Origin of the sequence: Stenotrophomonas sp. S49 (assembly GCF_016624905.1) — a bacterium.
Taxonomy (GTDB): domain Bacteria; phylum Pseudomonadota; class Gammaproteobacteria; order Xanthomonadales; family Xanthomonadaceae; genus Stenotrophomonas.
Genome location: NZ_JACVUD010000111.1, coordinates 1 through 13533, shown reverse-complemented (window position 1 = coordinate 13533; position 13533 = coordinate 1). Strand labels below are relative to the sequence as shown.

Annotated in this window: 16 protein-coding genes; 7 read left to right on the top strand and 9 right to left on the bottom strand. The window is 69.1% G+C overall.

The window, feature by feature from the left end:
* Positions 1-150: 150 nt before the first annotated feature.
* Positions 151-498, bottom strand: coding sequence for a RidA family protein (locus IAE58_RS17915; protein ID WP_108750666.1), 348 nt, complete (start codon positions 496-498; stop codon positions 151-153).
* Positions 499-688: 190 nt separating this feature from the next.
* Between IAE58_RS17915 and mprF the strand changes: the two genes are divergently transcribed.
* On the top strand, positions 689-3250 hold the full coding sequence (mprF, locus tag IAE58_RS17910) for a bifunctional lysylphosphatidylglycerol flippase/synthetase MprF (RefSeq protein WP_199934461.1): 2562 nt from the start codon (positions 689-691) through the stop codon (positions 3248-3250).
* 91 nt (positions 3251-3341) lie between these two features.
* Here the strand turns inward: mprF and IAE58_RS17905 are convergent, their stop codons facing one another.
* From IAE58_RS17905 to IAE58_RS17890, 4 genes are all read right to left on the bottom strand, one after another.
* On the bottom strand, positions 3342-4679 hold the full coding sequence (locus tag IAE58_RS17905; RefSeq protein ID WP_233615029.1) for an AcvB/VirJ family lysyl-phosphatidylglycerol hydrolase: 1338 nt from the start codon (positions 4677-4679) through the stop codon (positions 3342-3344).
* Between the two features lie 71 nt (positions 4680-4750).
* Positions 4751-5368 carry a DUF998 domain-containing protein gene (locus IAE58_RS17900; protein WP_199934460.1) on the bottom strand — a complete coding sequence of 206 codons (618 nt, stop codon included), beginning with the start codon at positions 5366-5368 and terminating at the stop codon, positions 4751-4753.
* Positions 5365-5544, bottom strand: a complete 180-nt coding sequence (locus tag IAE58_RS17895) for an oxidoreductase-like domain-containing protein (protein WP_108756846.1) — start codon at positions 5542-5544, stop codon at positions 5365-5367. The genes IAE58_RS17900 and IAE58_RS17895 overlap by 4 nt, the downstream gene beginning before the upstream one ends.
* Before the next feature lie 49 nt (positions 5545-5593).
* Positions 5594-6196 carry a hypothetical protein gene (locus IAE58_RS17890; protein WP_108762589.1) on the bottom strand — a complete coding sequence of 201 codons (603 nt, stop codon included), beginning with the start codon at positions 6194-6196 and terminating at the stop codon, positions 5594-5596.
* A gap of 231 nt (positions 6197-6427) precedes the next feature.
* On the opposite strand from IAE58_RS17890, the gene IAE58_RS17885 reads away from it, so the two are divergent.
* Entirely contained in the window at positions 6428-7588 is a 1161-nt protein-coding gene (locus IAE58_RS17885; RefSeq protein WP_199934459.1) for a tetratricopeptide repeat protein, read from the top strand.
* A gap of 6 nt (positions 7589-7594) precedes the next feature.
* On the opposite strand, the gene IAE58_RS17880 is transcribed toward IAE58_RS17885, so the two are convergent.
* Positions 7595-7930 carry a zinc ribbon domain-containing protein YjdM gene (locus tag IAE58_RS17880; RefSeq protein WP_199934458.1) on the bottom strand — a complete coding sequence of 112 codons (336 nt, stop codon included), beginning with the start codon at positions 7928-7930 and terminating at the stop codon, positions 7595-7597.
* Between the two features lie 394 nt (positions 7931-8324).
* Between IAE58_RS17880 and IAE58_RS17875 the strand changes: the two genes are divergently transcribed.
* The 3 genes from IAE58_RS17875 (at position 8325) to IAE58_RS17865 (ending at position 10402) form a co-directional block, all read left to right on the top strand.
* On the top strand, positions 8325-9686 hold the full coding sequence (locus IAE58_RS17875; RefSeq protein ID WP_199934457.1) for an Hsp70 family protein: 1362 nt from the start codon (positions 8325-8327) through the stop codon (positions 9684-9686).
* Positions 9687-9914: 228 nt separating this feature from the next.
* Positions 9915-10208 carry a YkgJ family cysteine cluster protein gene (locus IAE58_RS17870; RefSeq protein ID WP_108763456.1) on the top strand — a complete coding sequence of 98 codons (294 nt, stop codon included), beginning with the start codon at positions 9915-9917 and terminating at the stop codon, positions 10206-10208.
* An 11-nt stretch (positions 10209-10219) separates the two neighbouring features.
* The gene (locus IAE58_RS17865; protein ID WP_079222716.1) at positions 10220-10402 is read left to right on the top strand and encodes a hypothetical protein; all 183 of its coding nucleotides are present in this window, start codon (positions 10220-10222) and stop codon (positions 10400-10402) included.
* A gap of 47 nt (positions 10403-10449) precedes the next feature.
* Here IAE58_RS17865 and IAE58_RS17860 read toward each other — a convergent pair whose 3' ends face one another.
* Genes IAE58_RS17860 through IAE58_RS17850 form a run of 3 tightly spaced genes read right to left on the bottom strand, consistent with a single transcriptional unit; the run spans position 10450 to position 12439 of the window.
* The gene (locus IAE58_RS17860; protein ID WP_108772028.1) at positions 10450-11328 is read right to left on the bottom strand and encodes a DUF4097 family beta strand repeat-containing protein; all 879 of its coding nucleotides are present in this window, start codon (positions 11326-11328) and stop codon (positions 10450-10452) included.
* Positions 11329-11339: 11 nt separating this feature from the next.
* A complete protein-coding gene (locus tag IAE58_RS17855; protein ID WP_199934456.1) occupies positions 11340-11864 on the bottom strand; it encodes a hypothetical protein in 525 nt (174 codons plus the stop codon).
* Positions 11861-12439 carry a sigma-70 family RNA polymerase sigma factor gene (locus tag IAE58_RS17850; protein ID WP_108753778.1) on the bottom strand — a complete coding sequence of 193 codons (579 nt, stop codon included), beginning with the start codon at positions 12437-12439 and terminating at the stop codon, positions 11861-11863. The genes IAE58_RS17855 and IAE58_RS17850 overlap by 4 nt, the downstream gene beginning before the upstream one ends.
* A gap of 125 nt (positions 12440-12564) precedes the next feature.
* Here IAE58_RS17850 and IAE58_RS17845 point away from each other — a divergent pair, with 125 nt between their 5' ends.
* On the top strand, positions 12565-12744 hold the full coding sequence (locus IAE58_RS17845) for a hypothetical protein (protein WP_199934455.1): 180 nt from the start codon (positions 12565-12567) through the stop codon (positions 12742-12744).
* Between the two features lie 36 nt (positions 12745-12780).
* Positions 12781-13374 carry a mechanosensitive ion channel family protein gene (locus IAE58_RS17840; protein WP_108753780.1) on the top strand — a complete coding sequence of 198 codons (594 nt, stop codon included), beginning with the start codon at positions 12781-12783 and terminating at the stop codon, positions 13372-13374.
* The last annotated feature ends 159 nt before the right edge of the window (positions 13375-13533 follow it).

Here is a 13533-nt window from a genome sequence, read left to right as displayed (position 1 = left end):
GGTCCAAGGGGTAGAGTCGACTGTTAGTCGACTGCTCCTGGCTTCCGGGATCGCACATCCCGCGCCGCACGCGACAGTCGACGACAAGAGCAGTCGACTACCAGAGCAGTCGACTAACAGTCGACTCTACCCCTTGGACCTCGTCTGCCGTTAAGGCACGGCCGCCGTGATCACGATCTCGACCTTCCACTCGGCGTGCGCCAGCTTGGCCTCGAACGTGGCGCGGGCCGGGGTTGCGCCTTCAACCACCCACTCGTCCCATGCCTTGTTCATGCCGTCGAAATCGGCGATGTCAGCCAGGAACACTTCCGCACGCAGCACGTGCTGGCGGTCGCTGGCCACCAGCGCCAGCAGCTTGTCGATCTCGGCCAGCACCTGCCGGGTCTGCCCGGTGATGTCCTGGCTGGTGTCTTCCGGAATCTGGCCGGAAAGGTAGGCGACCTTGTTGTGCACGGTCATTTCGGACATACGCGGTCCGACGTCGTAACGCTCCATCATGGGCGTGGCTCCTGCGGGTGGACAGACCTGCATTCTCACCCACCCGGCGTGCGAAGTGTGTGCCCGGCGCGGCCACTGCATCCGGCCAGCCTGCGCACAGTCCAGCGCTGGTCAAACGGCGGCGACAGGCGCACGATGCGCCACGCTGCGTTGACACCACACTCGCCCCCACTGACGCACCCTTGCGCCGATGACCGCCCCCACCGATTCCACGCCCTCCGCCGCTTCCACCTGGAAGCGCGTCGCCACCATCGTCATCCCGCTGCTGATCCTGGCCCTGGCCCTGCATGGGCTGGCCAACGAGTTCGACGAGAACGGCTACCGCGCCATCCGCCACGCCTTCCAGAACCTCAGCGTCGGCCAGATCGCGCTGACGGTGCTGCTGGGCCTGGCCAGCTATGCCTGCCTGATCGGCTTCGATGCCATCGGCCTGCGCCGCAGCGGCATCCGCGTGCATCCGGCACGCGTCGGCATCACCGCGTTCCTGGCGCATACGCTGGGCCAGACCGTCGGCTTTGCCGCGTTGACCGGCGGCGCGGTGCGCCTGCGCGGCTACCGCAGCGCCGGCCTGGACCTGGCGCAGATCGGCCAGGTGGTGCTGATGAGCACGCTGGGCTTCGTGTTCGGTGCGTGGCTGCTGATCGGCCTGGCCCTGTGCATGGAACCGGCCGCGGCAGCGCTGGCCCTGCCGCTGGACCCGACCGCCGTGCGCGTGGTCGGCATCGCTGCCTTGGCCGCGTATGTACTGACCGTGCTGCTGGTCGGCCGCCACGGCCGTACCTTCCAGATCTTCGGCCATGGCCTGTGGCTGCCCGACCGCCGCACCATGCTGTGCGTGACCGCGCTCAGCGTGGTGGAACTGGTGCTGGCCAGTGCCGCCTTCTACGTGCTGCTGCCCGATTCCACCCCCACCGGGTTGCCCGGCTTCGTCGGCCTGTATCTGGTGGCGGTACTGGCCGGGCTGGTGTCCACGGTGCCGGCCGGTTTGGGCGTGTTCGAATGGAGCCTGCTGAAGCTGCTGCCGCAGGTGGCCCCGGCCGCCGTGCTGGCCGCCGCGCTGATCTACCGCGTGACCTACTACGTGCTGCCGCTGCTGCTGGCCACCCTGCTGGCCCTCGCACCGGCCTTGCGCCAGCCATTCAAGGCCGGTGCCGGTGCCACCCGTGCCGGCTGGCATGCCCTGCGCCCGTGGCTGCCGCAGATCATTGCGCTGGCCGCCTTCAGCGTGGGCGCGGCGCTGGTGATCGACGGCACCCTGCCCACGCCGCGGCGGCACCTGCTGAACGCCTCGCTGCCGATCCTGGAAACCTCGCACCTGATCGGCAGCCTGACCGGCGTGGCCCTGCTGCTGATCGGCCAGGGCCTGGCGCGGCGCAGCCATGCGGCCTGGATGCTGGCCATGGCGATCTGCGTGATCACCCCGCTGCCGATCTGGCTGCGCGGTGGACAGCCGCTGATTGCACTCTCTGCGCTGCTGGTGGCGATGGCCCTGTGGGCGGCGCGCCGCGAGTTCTACCGCCAGGGCGCGCTGCTGGACGAGGCCTGGTCGTGGCCGTGGCTGCGCAACCTGGGCCTGGTGCTGGTGGCGGTCACCTGGCTGCTGTTCTTCACCTACAGCCACGTGGAATACCAGAACGAGCTGTGGTGGCAGTTCGCATTGTCCGGCAATGCACCGCGCGCCCTGCGTGCGCTGCTGGTGGTGGCCATCGCGCTGGTGATCTTCGGCCTGGCGCGGCTGCTGCACAGCACCCGCACGCCGCTGCCGGCGGCCGACGATGCCACCCTGCGGGCGTTGGCACCGGTGCTGGCCGGCGCCACCGACACCCAGGCCTGCCTGGTGCTGACCGCCGACAAGGCGGTGCTGCGCGACGAAGCGCAGCAGGGCTTCGTGATGATGCAGCGCTACGGCGGTTCGTTGATCGCCATGGGCGACCCGGTCGGCCCACCCGAGGTCGCCCGCGCGCTGATCTGGCGCTTCCGCGAAGAAGCCGACCGGCTGGGCCTGCGCCCGGTGTTCTACCAGGTAGGCGAAGCCTATTGGCAGACCTACCTGGACCTGGGCCTGGGCCTGGTGAAGCTGGGCGAAGAAGCGATGGTGCCGCTGCATGATTTCGGCCTGGAAGGGCGCGAACGTGCCGACCTGCGCCAGGCCTGGAACCGCGGCAAGCGCGGCGGCCTCAGTTTCCGGGTAGCGCCGGTGGAGGAGATCCCCGCCCTGCTGCCGCGCCTGCAGGCCATTTCCAACGCGTGGCTGGAAGACAAGGCCGGCGATGAGAAGGGCTTCTCGCTGGGCAGTTTCGACCCGGCTTACCTGGTGCGCTTCCCGATCGCGCTGGTCGAGGCCGAAGGCGAGATCGTGGCCTTCGCCAATCTGTGGCAGGCGCCTGCCGGTGCCGAACTGTCGGTGGACCTGATGCGCCATGTGAACGAGGCGCCGAAGGGCACGATGGATTTCCTGTTCATCGAGCTGTTCCTGTGGGGCCGTGCACAGGGCTATGCGCGCTTCTCGCTGGGCATGGCACCGCTGTCCGGGCTGGCCCAGCACCGCCTGGCCGGGCGCTGGAACCGGCTGGCCGGGCTGCTGGCGCGGCACGGCGAACGTTTCTATGGGTTCAGCGGCCTGCGCCGCTTCAAGTCGAAGTTCGCCCCGCAGTGGCGGCCGCGTTACCTGGCCGCACCGGGTGGCATGCACCTGCCGGCGGCGCTGCTCGATGCCACCCGGTTGATTTCGCTGGACCCGCGGCGCGGGTGACCGTGCAGGTTTTCCGCCGGGCATGGCCCGGCGCTACCTCGTTGCGCACATTCCGGTAGCGCCGGGCATGGCCCGGCGAACGCCTCAGGTTTTACGCGCCGCCCTTCAGGATCACCTCGGCCACGCGATCGTAATCGCCGCCGAAATGGTGGTCGCCCGGCAGCTTCACTTTCTGCACGCCGTCGTTGGCGGGCAGGTCCGGGCACAGCGCATCGGCATCTTTTTCGCCGAACACGCACAGCGTTTTCGCCGCCGGCAGTCGCGCAACCTCGGGCGCGATCGGCAGGCCATCGCCACCGCCGCCCAGCCAGTTGCTGACGTGGAATTCGAAATCGGCCTTGCGCCCCACCGACAGCAGGGCAATGCGCTGCACGCGCGCACGGGTTGCGGCGTCCAGCTGGTTGATGCTGGCCGGCAGCACGTCGGCGCCCTGCGAGAAACCGATCAGCAGTACTTTGTCGCGGTGCCACTGCTGCCGGTAGTGCTCGATGATCTTCTGCAGGTCCGCGGCGAACCCCTGCGGGGTGCGCGCGGTCCAGAAGTAGCGCAGCGAATCCAGGCCGACCACCGACACGCCGTGCTCGGCCAGCGACTCAGCCACGTTCTTGTCCAGGCCCGCCCAGCCGCCGTCGCCGGAAACGAACACCGCCAGGGTGTCCCCGTCACCGCGCGCGGGCACTTCCACCACCGGCAGGCCTTTCAGCGCATCGGGCGGCGGCGCCAGGCTCACCCCGGCCTGCGCCCCCATCACCCGTGCCGCTGCCACCAGCCCCGGCGTGGCATCGCCGGCGGCGGTGCGCTTGAAGCCACGGGCCATCGCGACCTGCTGCACGAAGGCCTCGGCATGGCCGGCCTTGCAGCCGGCGCCGCCATCGGCGTTCAACCACGGCAGATTCAACTCGGCCGGTTGCAGGCGGCCGTGCTTCACCCCGTCGCCGCAGACCATGCGCTCATGGCTGTGGTCGGGGCAGAAACCGCTGGTCAGCAGGCCGGCAAACACCTGGGTATCGGCCTGTGCGGCCAGGCTGTAGGCCAGCTCGGCACCCTCACCATCGCCACCGACCAGCGGCAGGTGGTAGCCGGGAAGGTGCAGATAGGCCTGCACCCAGCGCGAGAAGTTCTCCACATCGCCCGCACCGAACGCGCAGCTGCTGTTGCCCTCGCGCTTGAGCACACCGCGCAGGTGGTCCACATCGACCGACGCCACCAGCGCACCATCGGCGCGCAGGGCTTCGATCGGCGCGCTACCGGCCGGCGCGGCAGACGGTTGGTGGAACCAGATCACCACGCGCTTGGGCGCACCACCCGGTGAATGCACCGGCACCTGTTCAAAGCGGCCGTGGCTGACCTGCTGCACATCGGCGGCTGCCGATCCCGCGGCCAGCGCCAACACCAGTCCCATCGCCCTGCACAGCCCTGCACGCGTCATGTCGCATCCCCGTTGGAATGCGCACACGATACGCTGCCGGCGCGTGCACGGCATGTACCGGCGTGGGCGGTTCAGCGGGCGCTGGCGATGCGCGTGCGGCGGTACAGGATCACGGCCAGGTGCAGCAGCCAACCGACGATGACCGCGATCACGATCTTCTGCCCCAGCCCGCGCGGTGGACCATCGCGCCACAGCACGTGCATCCACAGCAGCACGAACGCCAGCCACGCCCACGCCCATAGCAGCGCCGCGCTGCGCTGCCAGCCCGGTTCGCGGCGCAGGTACCAGGCCTGTAGCAGCATGGCCACGCTGGCGCACAGGAACGCGGTGTTGGCGGCCAACCCATGCACCAGCGGCGCAATCAGCGGCGCCCGTTGCGGCAGCCAGCTGTCACCAATCGCCACAGTGGCCAGACCCAGCGCCGCCACGGTGAACAGCAAGGGGGCGGCGGCACTGCGGCGCGGCCCGCGGCTGCCGCGGTACAGGGCAATGCCCAGCAGCGCGATGGCCAGCGCCAACAGGCAGTAGGCGGTGCGCAGGGCCAGCCCCCATGGGCCGTGCAGGTACAGGCTCAGCGTTGCCCGTACCCAATCCAGGTCGGCGCGCGCGAACTGCGTCCACAGTGCGATTGCCACGAACAGCAGCAGCGCCACCAAGGCCAACAGCGCTGCGGGGCGCGCCCGGCTCACGGCGCCTCCTGCGGGTGCCGCGCCTGCCATTCGGCCAGTGCCTTGCGGTAACGCTGCAGTTCTTCCGAATACAGGTCCAGCACGCACAACGGGCAGCCGCTGCCGCAGCACTCGTTGGGGCCGGGCTCTTCCGGTGGCAGCGGGCGCGGGTCGGGATCGGGCACGGGATCGGTCACAGGCAGATCAGACAGGGCAGGAAACACCGCGCCAGTGTAACGGCCCCGCTCAGCGTTCCAGGTGCCGGCGCAGGTTGGCCCGCGCCGCAGCGTCCAGACGCGCATGGAAGAAATCGCTCAGGAAGATGCGCGGCGCGCGCAGCAGGCCCTGCAGGAAGCGACGGCGACCGGCACGGTAGAGGAAGCCAGGCACGACACCCCGGTACTCTTCGGCCACGCCGCGGTCGTAGGCATCGAAGACCTCGGCGGGGGCGCCCAGGATGGCCATGTCGCAGTCCAGGAACAGCGCGGCCTCGGCGTCTACCTCATCGGGCCCCAGCGCACCGTGGCGTGCGGTCAGCAGGATCAACTGCTCGACCCGCGCGGCATCCAGCTGCGCAAGAGCGGGCACATCGGCAATGGCCTGCACGGCCAACTGCGCCGAACGGGCCTCGTTGTCCTTGCGCCCGGCCTGGTACACCGCATCGTGGTACAGCACGGCCAGGTAGACCTCGGCCGGCTGCTGCCAGCCTGGGCCGTCGGCCACCTGCTGGCAGTGCTGCAGCACCGCGCGCACGTGGCCGAAGTGGTGGTAGGCGCGCGGTGGCGTGGCATAGGCCGCTTCAAGTGCCTGCCACTGCGCCGGCGCCAGCGGAACGGGGGCGAAGTCCATGTAACGATGATCCCGCCGACGCCCGGCCAGAGCAAGCTGGTCAGTTTTTCACCACACACTCACAACGCTTGCCCGGCAAGCGCTGGCGGCGGTTGTCCACAGCTTTGTGAAGCGCTGGTCCACATCCTCTGTGGATCAACGCCCGTGCCGACGGACGGTGTGCGCCCGGCCGGGGGCCCCGATCTACACTGCCGGCAGGCGGAAGCGTCCGCCGTCGTGCAGGAACCGTCCATGCACCTGCTTGCCGCTTGCAGCCTGGCCGTGCTGCTGGGAATCGCACCGTCCCTGGCGGCGCAGGGCCAAGCCGCGCCCACCGACGCCGCCCCGGCGCCGGCGCTGGCCGCCCTGCAGACAACACCCGCGCCGGTGCCCACGCCCGACCAGGTATTGGCCATTCCCGCGCCGATGCGGCAGATGCTGCAGCAGCAGGTGATCAACCGATCGCGCTCGCGCGACCAACGCGCGCAGGCCCTGGTCGACATGATCTTTTCGCAGCGCGGCCTGGACCTGCAGTACGACGCCAACGCAACCTACACCCTTGCCGAAATCTGGCAGCAACGGCGGGCCAACTGCCTGGCCTTCACCCTGCTGTTCGTGACCCTGGCGCGCGAGGCCGGTATCCAGGCACGCGTGCAGCAGGTGGACCGGGTGGTGTCCTGGTACCAGGACCAGGACCAGGGCGTGGTCTACAGCGTGGGCCACGTGAACGCGTCCATCGTGGTGGACGGGCGCAGCGGCACGGTGGATCTGGACCGCAACGTGCTCTATGACCGCCGCGGCCCGCAACCGATCAGCACCGCGCGGGCGCTGGCCCACTTCTACAACAACCGCGGCGCCGAGCGCATGGCCAGCAACGATGGCGCCGGCGCGCAGGCATTCTTCGCGGCGGCCCTGCAGCAGGACCCGGGCTTCGCCTCCACCTGGAACAACGTCGGTGTGCTGGCCAGCCGCCGTGGTGACCTGGTCGCCGCGCGCATGGCACTGGAAACCGCGCTGCGGCTCAAGCCCCGGCATGACGCCGCGCTGGCCAACGCCGGTGCGCTGTACGAGCGCATGGGCATGACCGCGCAGGCGCACGCCCTGCAGCAAGTGCTGCACGAGGTGCAGCGCGAAGATCCGTTCGTGCAGTACATGCTGGGGGCGCAGGCCGAGCGCAGTGGCAACCTGGACGATGCGATCCGTTACTACCGCCGCGCCGTGCGCCTGTACGACAGTGCGCACCAGTTCCATTTCGGGCTGGCCCGCGCCTACTTCCGCAGCGGGCAGGTACAGCGGGCCGACCGCGAGCTGCTGCGCGCCCAGCAACTGGGCGGGGCGCCCGAGCAGGCGCGTTACCAGGCCAAGCTGGACAGCCTAGCCCGCTGGCGCGCGCAGCAGCAGGCGAGGCGCTGAAGCGCGTCAGGCCTTTTTCAGGAAGCAGGTCTTCAGCACCAGCCCCTTGATCTTGTCCGAATTGCCTTCGATGTGTTCGGCATCGTCCTCGACCAGGCGGATGTTGCGGATCACCGTGCCCTGCTTCAACGGAATGGAAGCCCCCTTCACCTTCAGGTCCTTGATGACGGTGACCGTATCGCCGCTCTGCAGCGTATTGCCGTTGCTGTCACGCACCACCAGCCCCGCGCCACTGGCCTCTTCGGCGGTCCACTCGAAGCCGCAGTCGGCGCAGATCCACAGCGCGCCATCGGCATAGGTGTTTTCCAGGGTGCACTGCGGGCAAGCGGGAGCGGACGACATCAGCAAGTACCTCAAAATGAATCAACAGCCGCCATTGTAACCGGCTGATGGTTCTGCTCATTTTTCCGATGTATGGCGCTTCGATTGATATCGCTGGGGCGGGACGGAGAGGGGCCGACGGGACACGCAGTAAATACGTCCATGTAGCTCGTAGGCGCCATCCGTGGCGCCTACGGTCCCGTCGGCCCCTCTCCGCCCCGCCTTGACAGTTTCCCGCGGCGGCGGCCGTAAAAATCAAAGTCTTGCACTGCGCCTTTGCTGTCTGCTGCCGCGCGCCGGGAAACTGTCCAGAGCCGAGGGGGGGCGCTGAAACCCAACCGAAGCCGACTGAAACTTGCAGGACGCGCCGAACTGCAGCAGAGTGCGCGGCCCCCGCCTGTCCCCCGGATTTCCCATGCGCCTCGGCATCGACTTTGGTACCAGCAACTCCGCCGCCGCGATCGTCCGCGATGGCCAGCTGCTGCCGATCCGCTTCGGCGACGCCGAACAGTTCCGCACCAGCGTCTACTTCCCCGGCGTGGTGCCCGACCCGGACGATTTCCAGCTCGATGCCGGGCAGGAACACCAGCTGCAGCAGATGATCGAGAGCGCCGCCCGCGCGGCCCGTGCCGCCGGCCAGGAACGCACGCCGCAGGCCCTGCGCCGCGAAGCCCTGCGTGCCCTGCGCCGCGAATGGATGGAAGCCCGCGCCGGGCAGGAACGCAGCGCCAGCGACCTGCTGCAGAACGCGGTTTACGGCGACGAGGCGCTGGAAGCCTATTTCGAGGAACACGAAGGCAACCTGGTGCAGAGCCCGAAATCGATGCTGGGCTACAACCTGCACCCACGCGCCAAGCAGACCATCACCGGTATAGCCGCACATATCCTTGAACATATCCGCCTGACCGCCAGCGCCCAGCTGGGCCAGCCGCTGCGCGCCGCCCTGCTCGGCCGCCCGGTGCAGTTCCGCAGCTCCATCGGCGATGCCGGCAACGCCCAGGCCCTGGACATCCTGCGCGAGGCCGCCAGCCAGGCCGGCTTCGACCAGATCGATTTCCTGGAAGAACCCGCTGCCGCCGCCATGCATTACCACGCCGAAAGCCGCGAGCGGCACCAGGCCGTGATCGTCGATATCGGCGGCGGTACCACCGATATCGCCCACGCCGAGGTGGGCGGCGACGACGCGCCGCGCATCCACCGCGCCTGGGGTATCGCCCGCGGCGGTACCGATATCGACCTGGCACTGAGCCTGTCCAGCTACATGCCGCTGTTCGGCCGCGGCATCACCCGCGTGCCCGCCCACCACTACGTGGAAGCGGCCACGGTGCAGGACATGACCCGCCAGCGCGAGTTCCGCCTGCACAAGTACGACCACGTGGACGCGCCCTGGGGCGACCGCCTGCAGTCACTGCAGGACACCGGCAACACCGCCCGCCTGTACCGCGACGTGGAACGCGCCAAGATCGCCCTGAGCAGCAGCCCGCAACACCGCAGCACGCTGGACTACATTGCCCGCGACCTGCATGCCGACACCAGCGCCGAGGGCCTGACTGCGGCCGCGCACGGCTACCTGGAACAGATCCGGGCCTTGCTGGCGCAGGTCCGTAGTGATATCGGCGGCGATCCGGACGCGGTGTTCCTGACCGGCGGCATGTCCCGCGCCGGCTACCTGCGCCAGGCCGCGGCCGAGGCCTTCCCCGGTGCCCGCATGGTGCATGGCGAGCCCTCGCTGGGCGTGGTGCAGGGCCTGGCGCTGGCGGCAGCCAGCCGGGATTAACAAAACGTTACGCGAAGTTTGCTACCCTCGGTAGGCTTGATAGGGCTCTACCTTCCGCCGGCTGCGCCGGTGTGTGTCCCCGGGTAGGGCCCGGCCCGCGCAGCGGGCCTTGCGGCCATGCCTTCTGGCTCGTTCATGGTCCGCGTACTACCCGAGCCGCCATCGAGACCCGCTTTGGGCACCCGCCTGGCCCCTGTGGCCGCACAACCTGAAGAAGCACCTGCACCCATCGACTGCCGCCGTTGTGATGCGGTCTGCTGCCGGTTGCCCGTGCTGCTGCAGGCGGGCGACGACGTGCCCCGCCAGTATACCTCGCGCGACAGGCACGGCCGTGCCGTGATGGCGCGCAATGATGAAGGCTGGTGCGCGGCGATCGATCCCTATCACCTGCGCTGCACGATCTATTCGCAGCGCCCGGCGATCTGCCGCCAGTTTGCGATGGGCGGCGATGACTGCCGCCGCGAGCGGCAGGACTACCTGCGCCAGGCCGATGCCTGGGCGCTTTCCTCCCCTTCCACCTGACAGGAGCAACCATGCCCCGCAAGGCAAAGACCCCCGCGAAGGCTACCAACAGCATCCGCAGCGAACGCAAGGGCGCGGCCGCCAGCACCACGGTCAGCAGCGATTCGATTGCGTCCGATCTGGCCGCGTTCCGCAAGAGCGGTGGCAAGATCGAAGTACTGGGCACCACCTGGGCGCTGAAGAAAGCCAGCTGACCCACCCTGACCGCGGCGGCGCTGCCGCCGCGGCCTGCCGGGCCGGCTCAACGGTCCAGACGGACCTGCACGCTGCCCGAGTGCGACTGCACGCGGATATCTCCATCACCACTGCCCAAGCGGGTGTCCAGATGGCTGCCCGGGCCGTAGCGCGGGCGTTCCACGCTGCCCGCATCGCTGTTGATCGCGCCGCTGAAGCTGTTCACTGACAGCTGCGCCGACACCGTACGCGGCAGCCGCAGGCTGACCGACGCACTCACCGATTCCACGCTGATACGGCCGCCCGGCGCCAGGGCAGACGCCGACAGATCGATGCCGCCGGATACCGTTTCCACCGCCAGGCGCTGGATGCGACCGGCATCCACCCCGACCCTGCCCGACACGGTCTGCGCACCGATGTCGCCGGCCACGCCGCCACCGGCCTGGATCTGCCCGCTGACCGTGTTCACGTCCAGCCGCGGCGTCTGCAGCCGTGCAGTCACATTACCGCTGACCGAATTGAGCTTGCTGTCGGCGCTGCGCCCGGCCGCGCTCAGGTTGCCGCTCACCGTGTCCGCCTGCAGCCTGCGCACATCGATGCCACTGATGTCCTGGTCGGCACTGACGGTGCTGAGCAGCAGCTCGGACGAACGCGGAACGTTCAACACCAGGGTGGCGCCGCCGTTGTTGCTGCGCCGTGGGTATTCCACTTCCCAGCGCACGCGGTTGGCGCTCTTTTCCTGGCGCAGCTGCAGGCCGTCGCTGAGGCTGCCGGTCAGCTGCACATCGTTGCGGTCCCAGCCGCGCACCGTGACCTTGCCGGCCACGTTGCTCAGTTCAATACGGCCACCACTGGCCAGGGCGTGGCGTTCGTCCACGCGGGTGTCGGCCAGCGCCAACGTTGGCAACAGCAGCAGCGCAGCAGACAAGGGAAGCAAGGCTCGCATCGGGAATCTCCTCAGGTTGTCAGTCCGGCGGCGGCCTGTGCCGCCTGCCGGGTCAGTTCCAGCCGCAGCGCGTAGGTGCGCCGCAGTTGTGCCAATAGATGCGCAGCGCGCGGGTCCTGCGCCATGGCGGCGCGGATCTGCACCACGCTGCGGTCCAGTTCCTGCAGCGCCGGCTGCCATTCCGGCGCACGCGCTGCCGGCAGCGACGCCACCGCCTGCTGGTACTGCGCGGCCATGGCATTGGCCTGCAGCTGCAGGCCGCCGGGTGCCGGCGCCTGCACGGCGTCATGCCGCCACGGGGCCACCGCGAACAGCGCCAGGCCTGCGGCCAGCGCCGCGCCCAGCGGCAGCCAGGCGCGGCGCAGCGGGCGGCGTGGTAGCGTCACCACCACCGCCGGCGCACTGGTCGCCTGCACCGGCTCGCGTGGCGGCAGCCGTGCCGACAACCGTGCCCAGCCATCGGCAGGCGGGGTGCGCTGCTGCGGCAGGTCGCGCAGCCGCGCCAGCAGGTCGTGATCGGGGTCGGGTGTGGTCATGTCATGTCTCCCAGCCGCGCACGCAGCAGGCCGCGCGCGCGATGCAACTGTGCCTTGGAACTGCCGACGGCCATCTGCAGTTGTTCGGCGATTTCGTGGTGTTTCCAGCCTTCGATATCGTGCAGCACCAATACCGCACGGGCCCGCGGTGGCAGTGTTGCCAACGCCCGCTCCAGATCACGCTCGGTGCCGGCGCAGCGGTCATGCACGGCCAGCTCCTGCAGGCCGCCTTCCATGTCGTCCAGGCTGTGGTGATCCTGCCCGCCAGCGCGCACGCGCAGTTCCATCAGCGCGGCGTTCACCCCCAGCCGGTGCAGCCAGGTGGCCAGGCTGCTTTCAAAGCGGAAACCCGGCAATGCCTTCCAGGCCTGCAGGAAGGCTTCCTGCAACGCGTCTTCGGCCCGCGCCTGCTGCCCCCCGCACAGCCGCCACAGCACGGCGAACAGGCGCGGCGCATGGCTGCGGTACAGGCACTCATAGGCCACGGTGTCGCCGGCCGCAGCCGCCCGTATCAACGCGGGCTCATCGGGCGCATCAGCGGCGGCAGGTGGCGGCGGCATGGTGGTGTCGAGCATAGCGCTTGGATGCAGCGGCCCAGCAAAAGGTTTAGACGGCTCGCGGCCGCTTCGGCATGCAACCTTTTCGGCCGCCGCTGCATCCATGCCTGCATCCCCCGCGTGGCCGCAGGCCCGGAGACCCCATGTCCGCCACCCACTGTGCAGCGCTGCTGGCCATCGTGATCTGCGTGGCGCAGCAGGGCCTGGGCCTGTCGCTGCAATGGTACGGCGAGGCCCACGGGGCGTGCCTGCAGCGGCACGGCCAGGCGCTGGTCTGCCTGCAGTGGCCCCCGGCAGTCGAAACGCCATCGCGCGCCGGGTAACATCGGGCGTTGTTTCCTGCTGCCCGTTGTCGCCCCATGATGTTGTCATTGAAGGATCACCTGCCGGCCTGGACCCACCCGTGGCTGCACGACATCGGCGTCGGCCTGCAGATCCTGGCCACGCTGCTGGCCGCCTGGTTGCTGCGATTGCTGGCGCGGCGGCTGATCCGGCGCTTTTCCGAGCATTACACCCTGCCGCAGGAAATGGCGATGGGCGCGCGGCGGATCAGTAGCTTCGTGGTCTATTTCAGTGCCCTGCTGTACATCCTCAGCCTGCTGGGCGCATCGCCTTCGGTGCTGTGGACCGCGTTCACCGGTTTTGCGGCGGTGGGTGCAGTGGCCTTCTTCGCGGCCTGGAGCGTGCTGTCCAACATCTTCTGCACGCTGCTGATCTTCACCACGCGCCCGTTCCGCCTGCACGACTACATCGAAGTCCTGGAGAACGGCGAGAAGCCGGGGCTGAAGGGTCGGGTGATCGACGTGAACCTGATCTACACCACGCTGCAGGAAACCGGCGATGGCCACCAGGGCACTGTGCTGCAGCTGCCGAACAACCTGTTCTTCCAGCGCACGGTGCGCCGCTGGCGCGACCCGTCGCAGGCCCCCGGCGGCATCCAGGGCGACGGCTGAGGGGGTTTTCCCTGCAGGGCTTGCAGCCCTGCACCTGCTACGAGCAACGGCAACGGCAACGGCAACGACAACGACAACGACAACGACAACGACAACGACAACGGCAAAAGCTTGCATTCCGTGGGGTGGCGGGGGGGGGGGGGGGGGGGGGGGGGGGGG

Excerpts from the sequence above, each read along its gene's own strand:
- IAE58_RS17915 (WP_108750666.1), bottom strand. The coding sequence starts at position 498 with ATGATGGAGCGTTACGACGTCGGACCGCGTATGTCCGAAATGACCGTG.
- mprF (WP_199934461.1), top strand. The coding sequence starts at position 689 with ATGACCGCCCCCACCGATTCCACGCCCTCCGCCGCTTCCACCTGGAAG.
- IAE58_RS17905 (WP_233615029.1), bottom strand. The coding sequence starts at position 4,679 with ATGACGCGTGCAGGGCTGTGCAGGGCGATGGGACTGGTGTTGGCGCTG.
- IAE58_RS17890 (WP_108762589.1), bottom strand. The coding sequence starts at position 6,196 with ATGGACTTCGCCCCCGTTCCGCTGGCGCCGGCGCAGTGGCAGGCACTT.
- IAE58_RS17885 (WP_199934459.1), top strand. The coding sequence starts at position 6,428 with ATGCACCTGCTTGCCGCTTGCAGCCTGGCCGTGCTGCTGGGAATCGCA.
- IAE58_RS17880 (WP_199934458.1), bottom strand. The coding sequence starts at position 7,930 with ATGTCGTCCGCTCCCGCTTGCCCGCAGTGCACCCTGGAAAACACCTAT.
- IAE58_RS17875 (WP_199934457.1), top strand. The coding sequence starts at position 8,325 with ATGCGCCTCGGCATCGACTTTGGTACCAGCAACTCCGCCGCCGCGATC.
- IAE58_RS17865 (WP_079222716.1), top strand. The coding sequence starts at position 10,220 with ATGCCCCGCAAGGCAAAGACCCCCGCGAAGGCTACCAACAGCATCCGC.
- IAE58_RS17860 (WP_108772028.1), bottom strand. The coding sequence starts at position 11,328 with ATGCGAGCCTTGCTTCCCTTGTCTGCTGCGCTGCTGCTGTTGCCAACG.
- IAE58_RS17855 (WP_199934456.1), bottom strand. The coding sequence starts at position 11,864 with ATGACCACACCCGACCCCGATCACGACCTGCTGGCGCGGCTGCGCGAC.
- IAE58_RS17850 (WP_108753778.1), bottom strand. The coding sequence starts at position 12,439 with ATGCTCGACACCACCATGCCGCCGCCACCTGCCGCCGCTGATGCGCCC.
- IAE58_RS17845 (WP_199934455.1), top strand. The coding sequence starts at position 12,565 with ATGTCCGCCACCCACTGTGCAGCGCTGCTGGCCATCGTGATCTGCGTG.
- IAE58_RS17840 (WP_108753780.1), top strand. The coding sequence starts at position 12,781 with ATGATGTTGTCATTGAAGGATCACCTGCCGGCCTGGACCCACCCGTGG.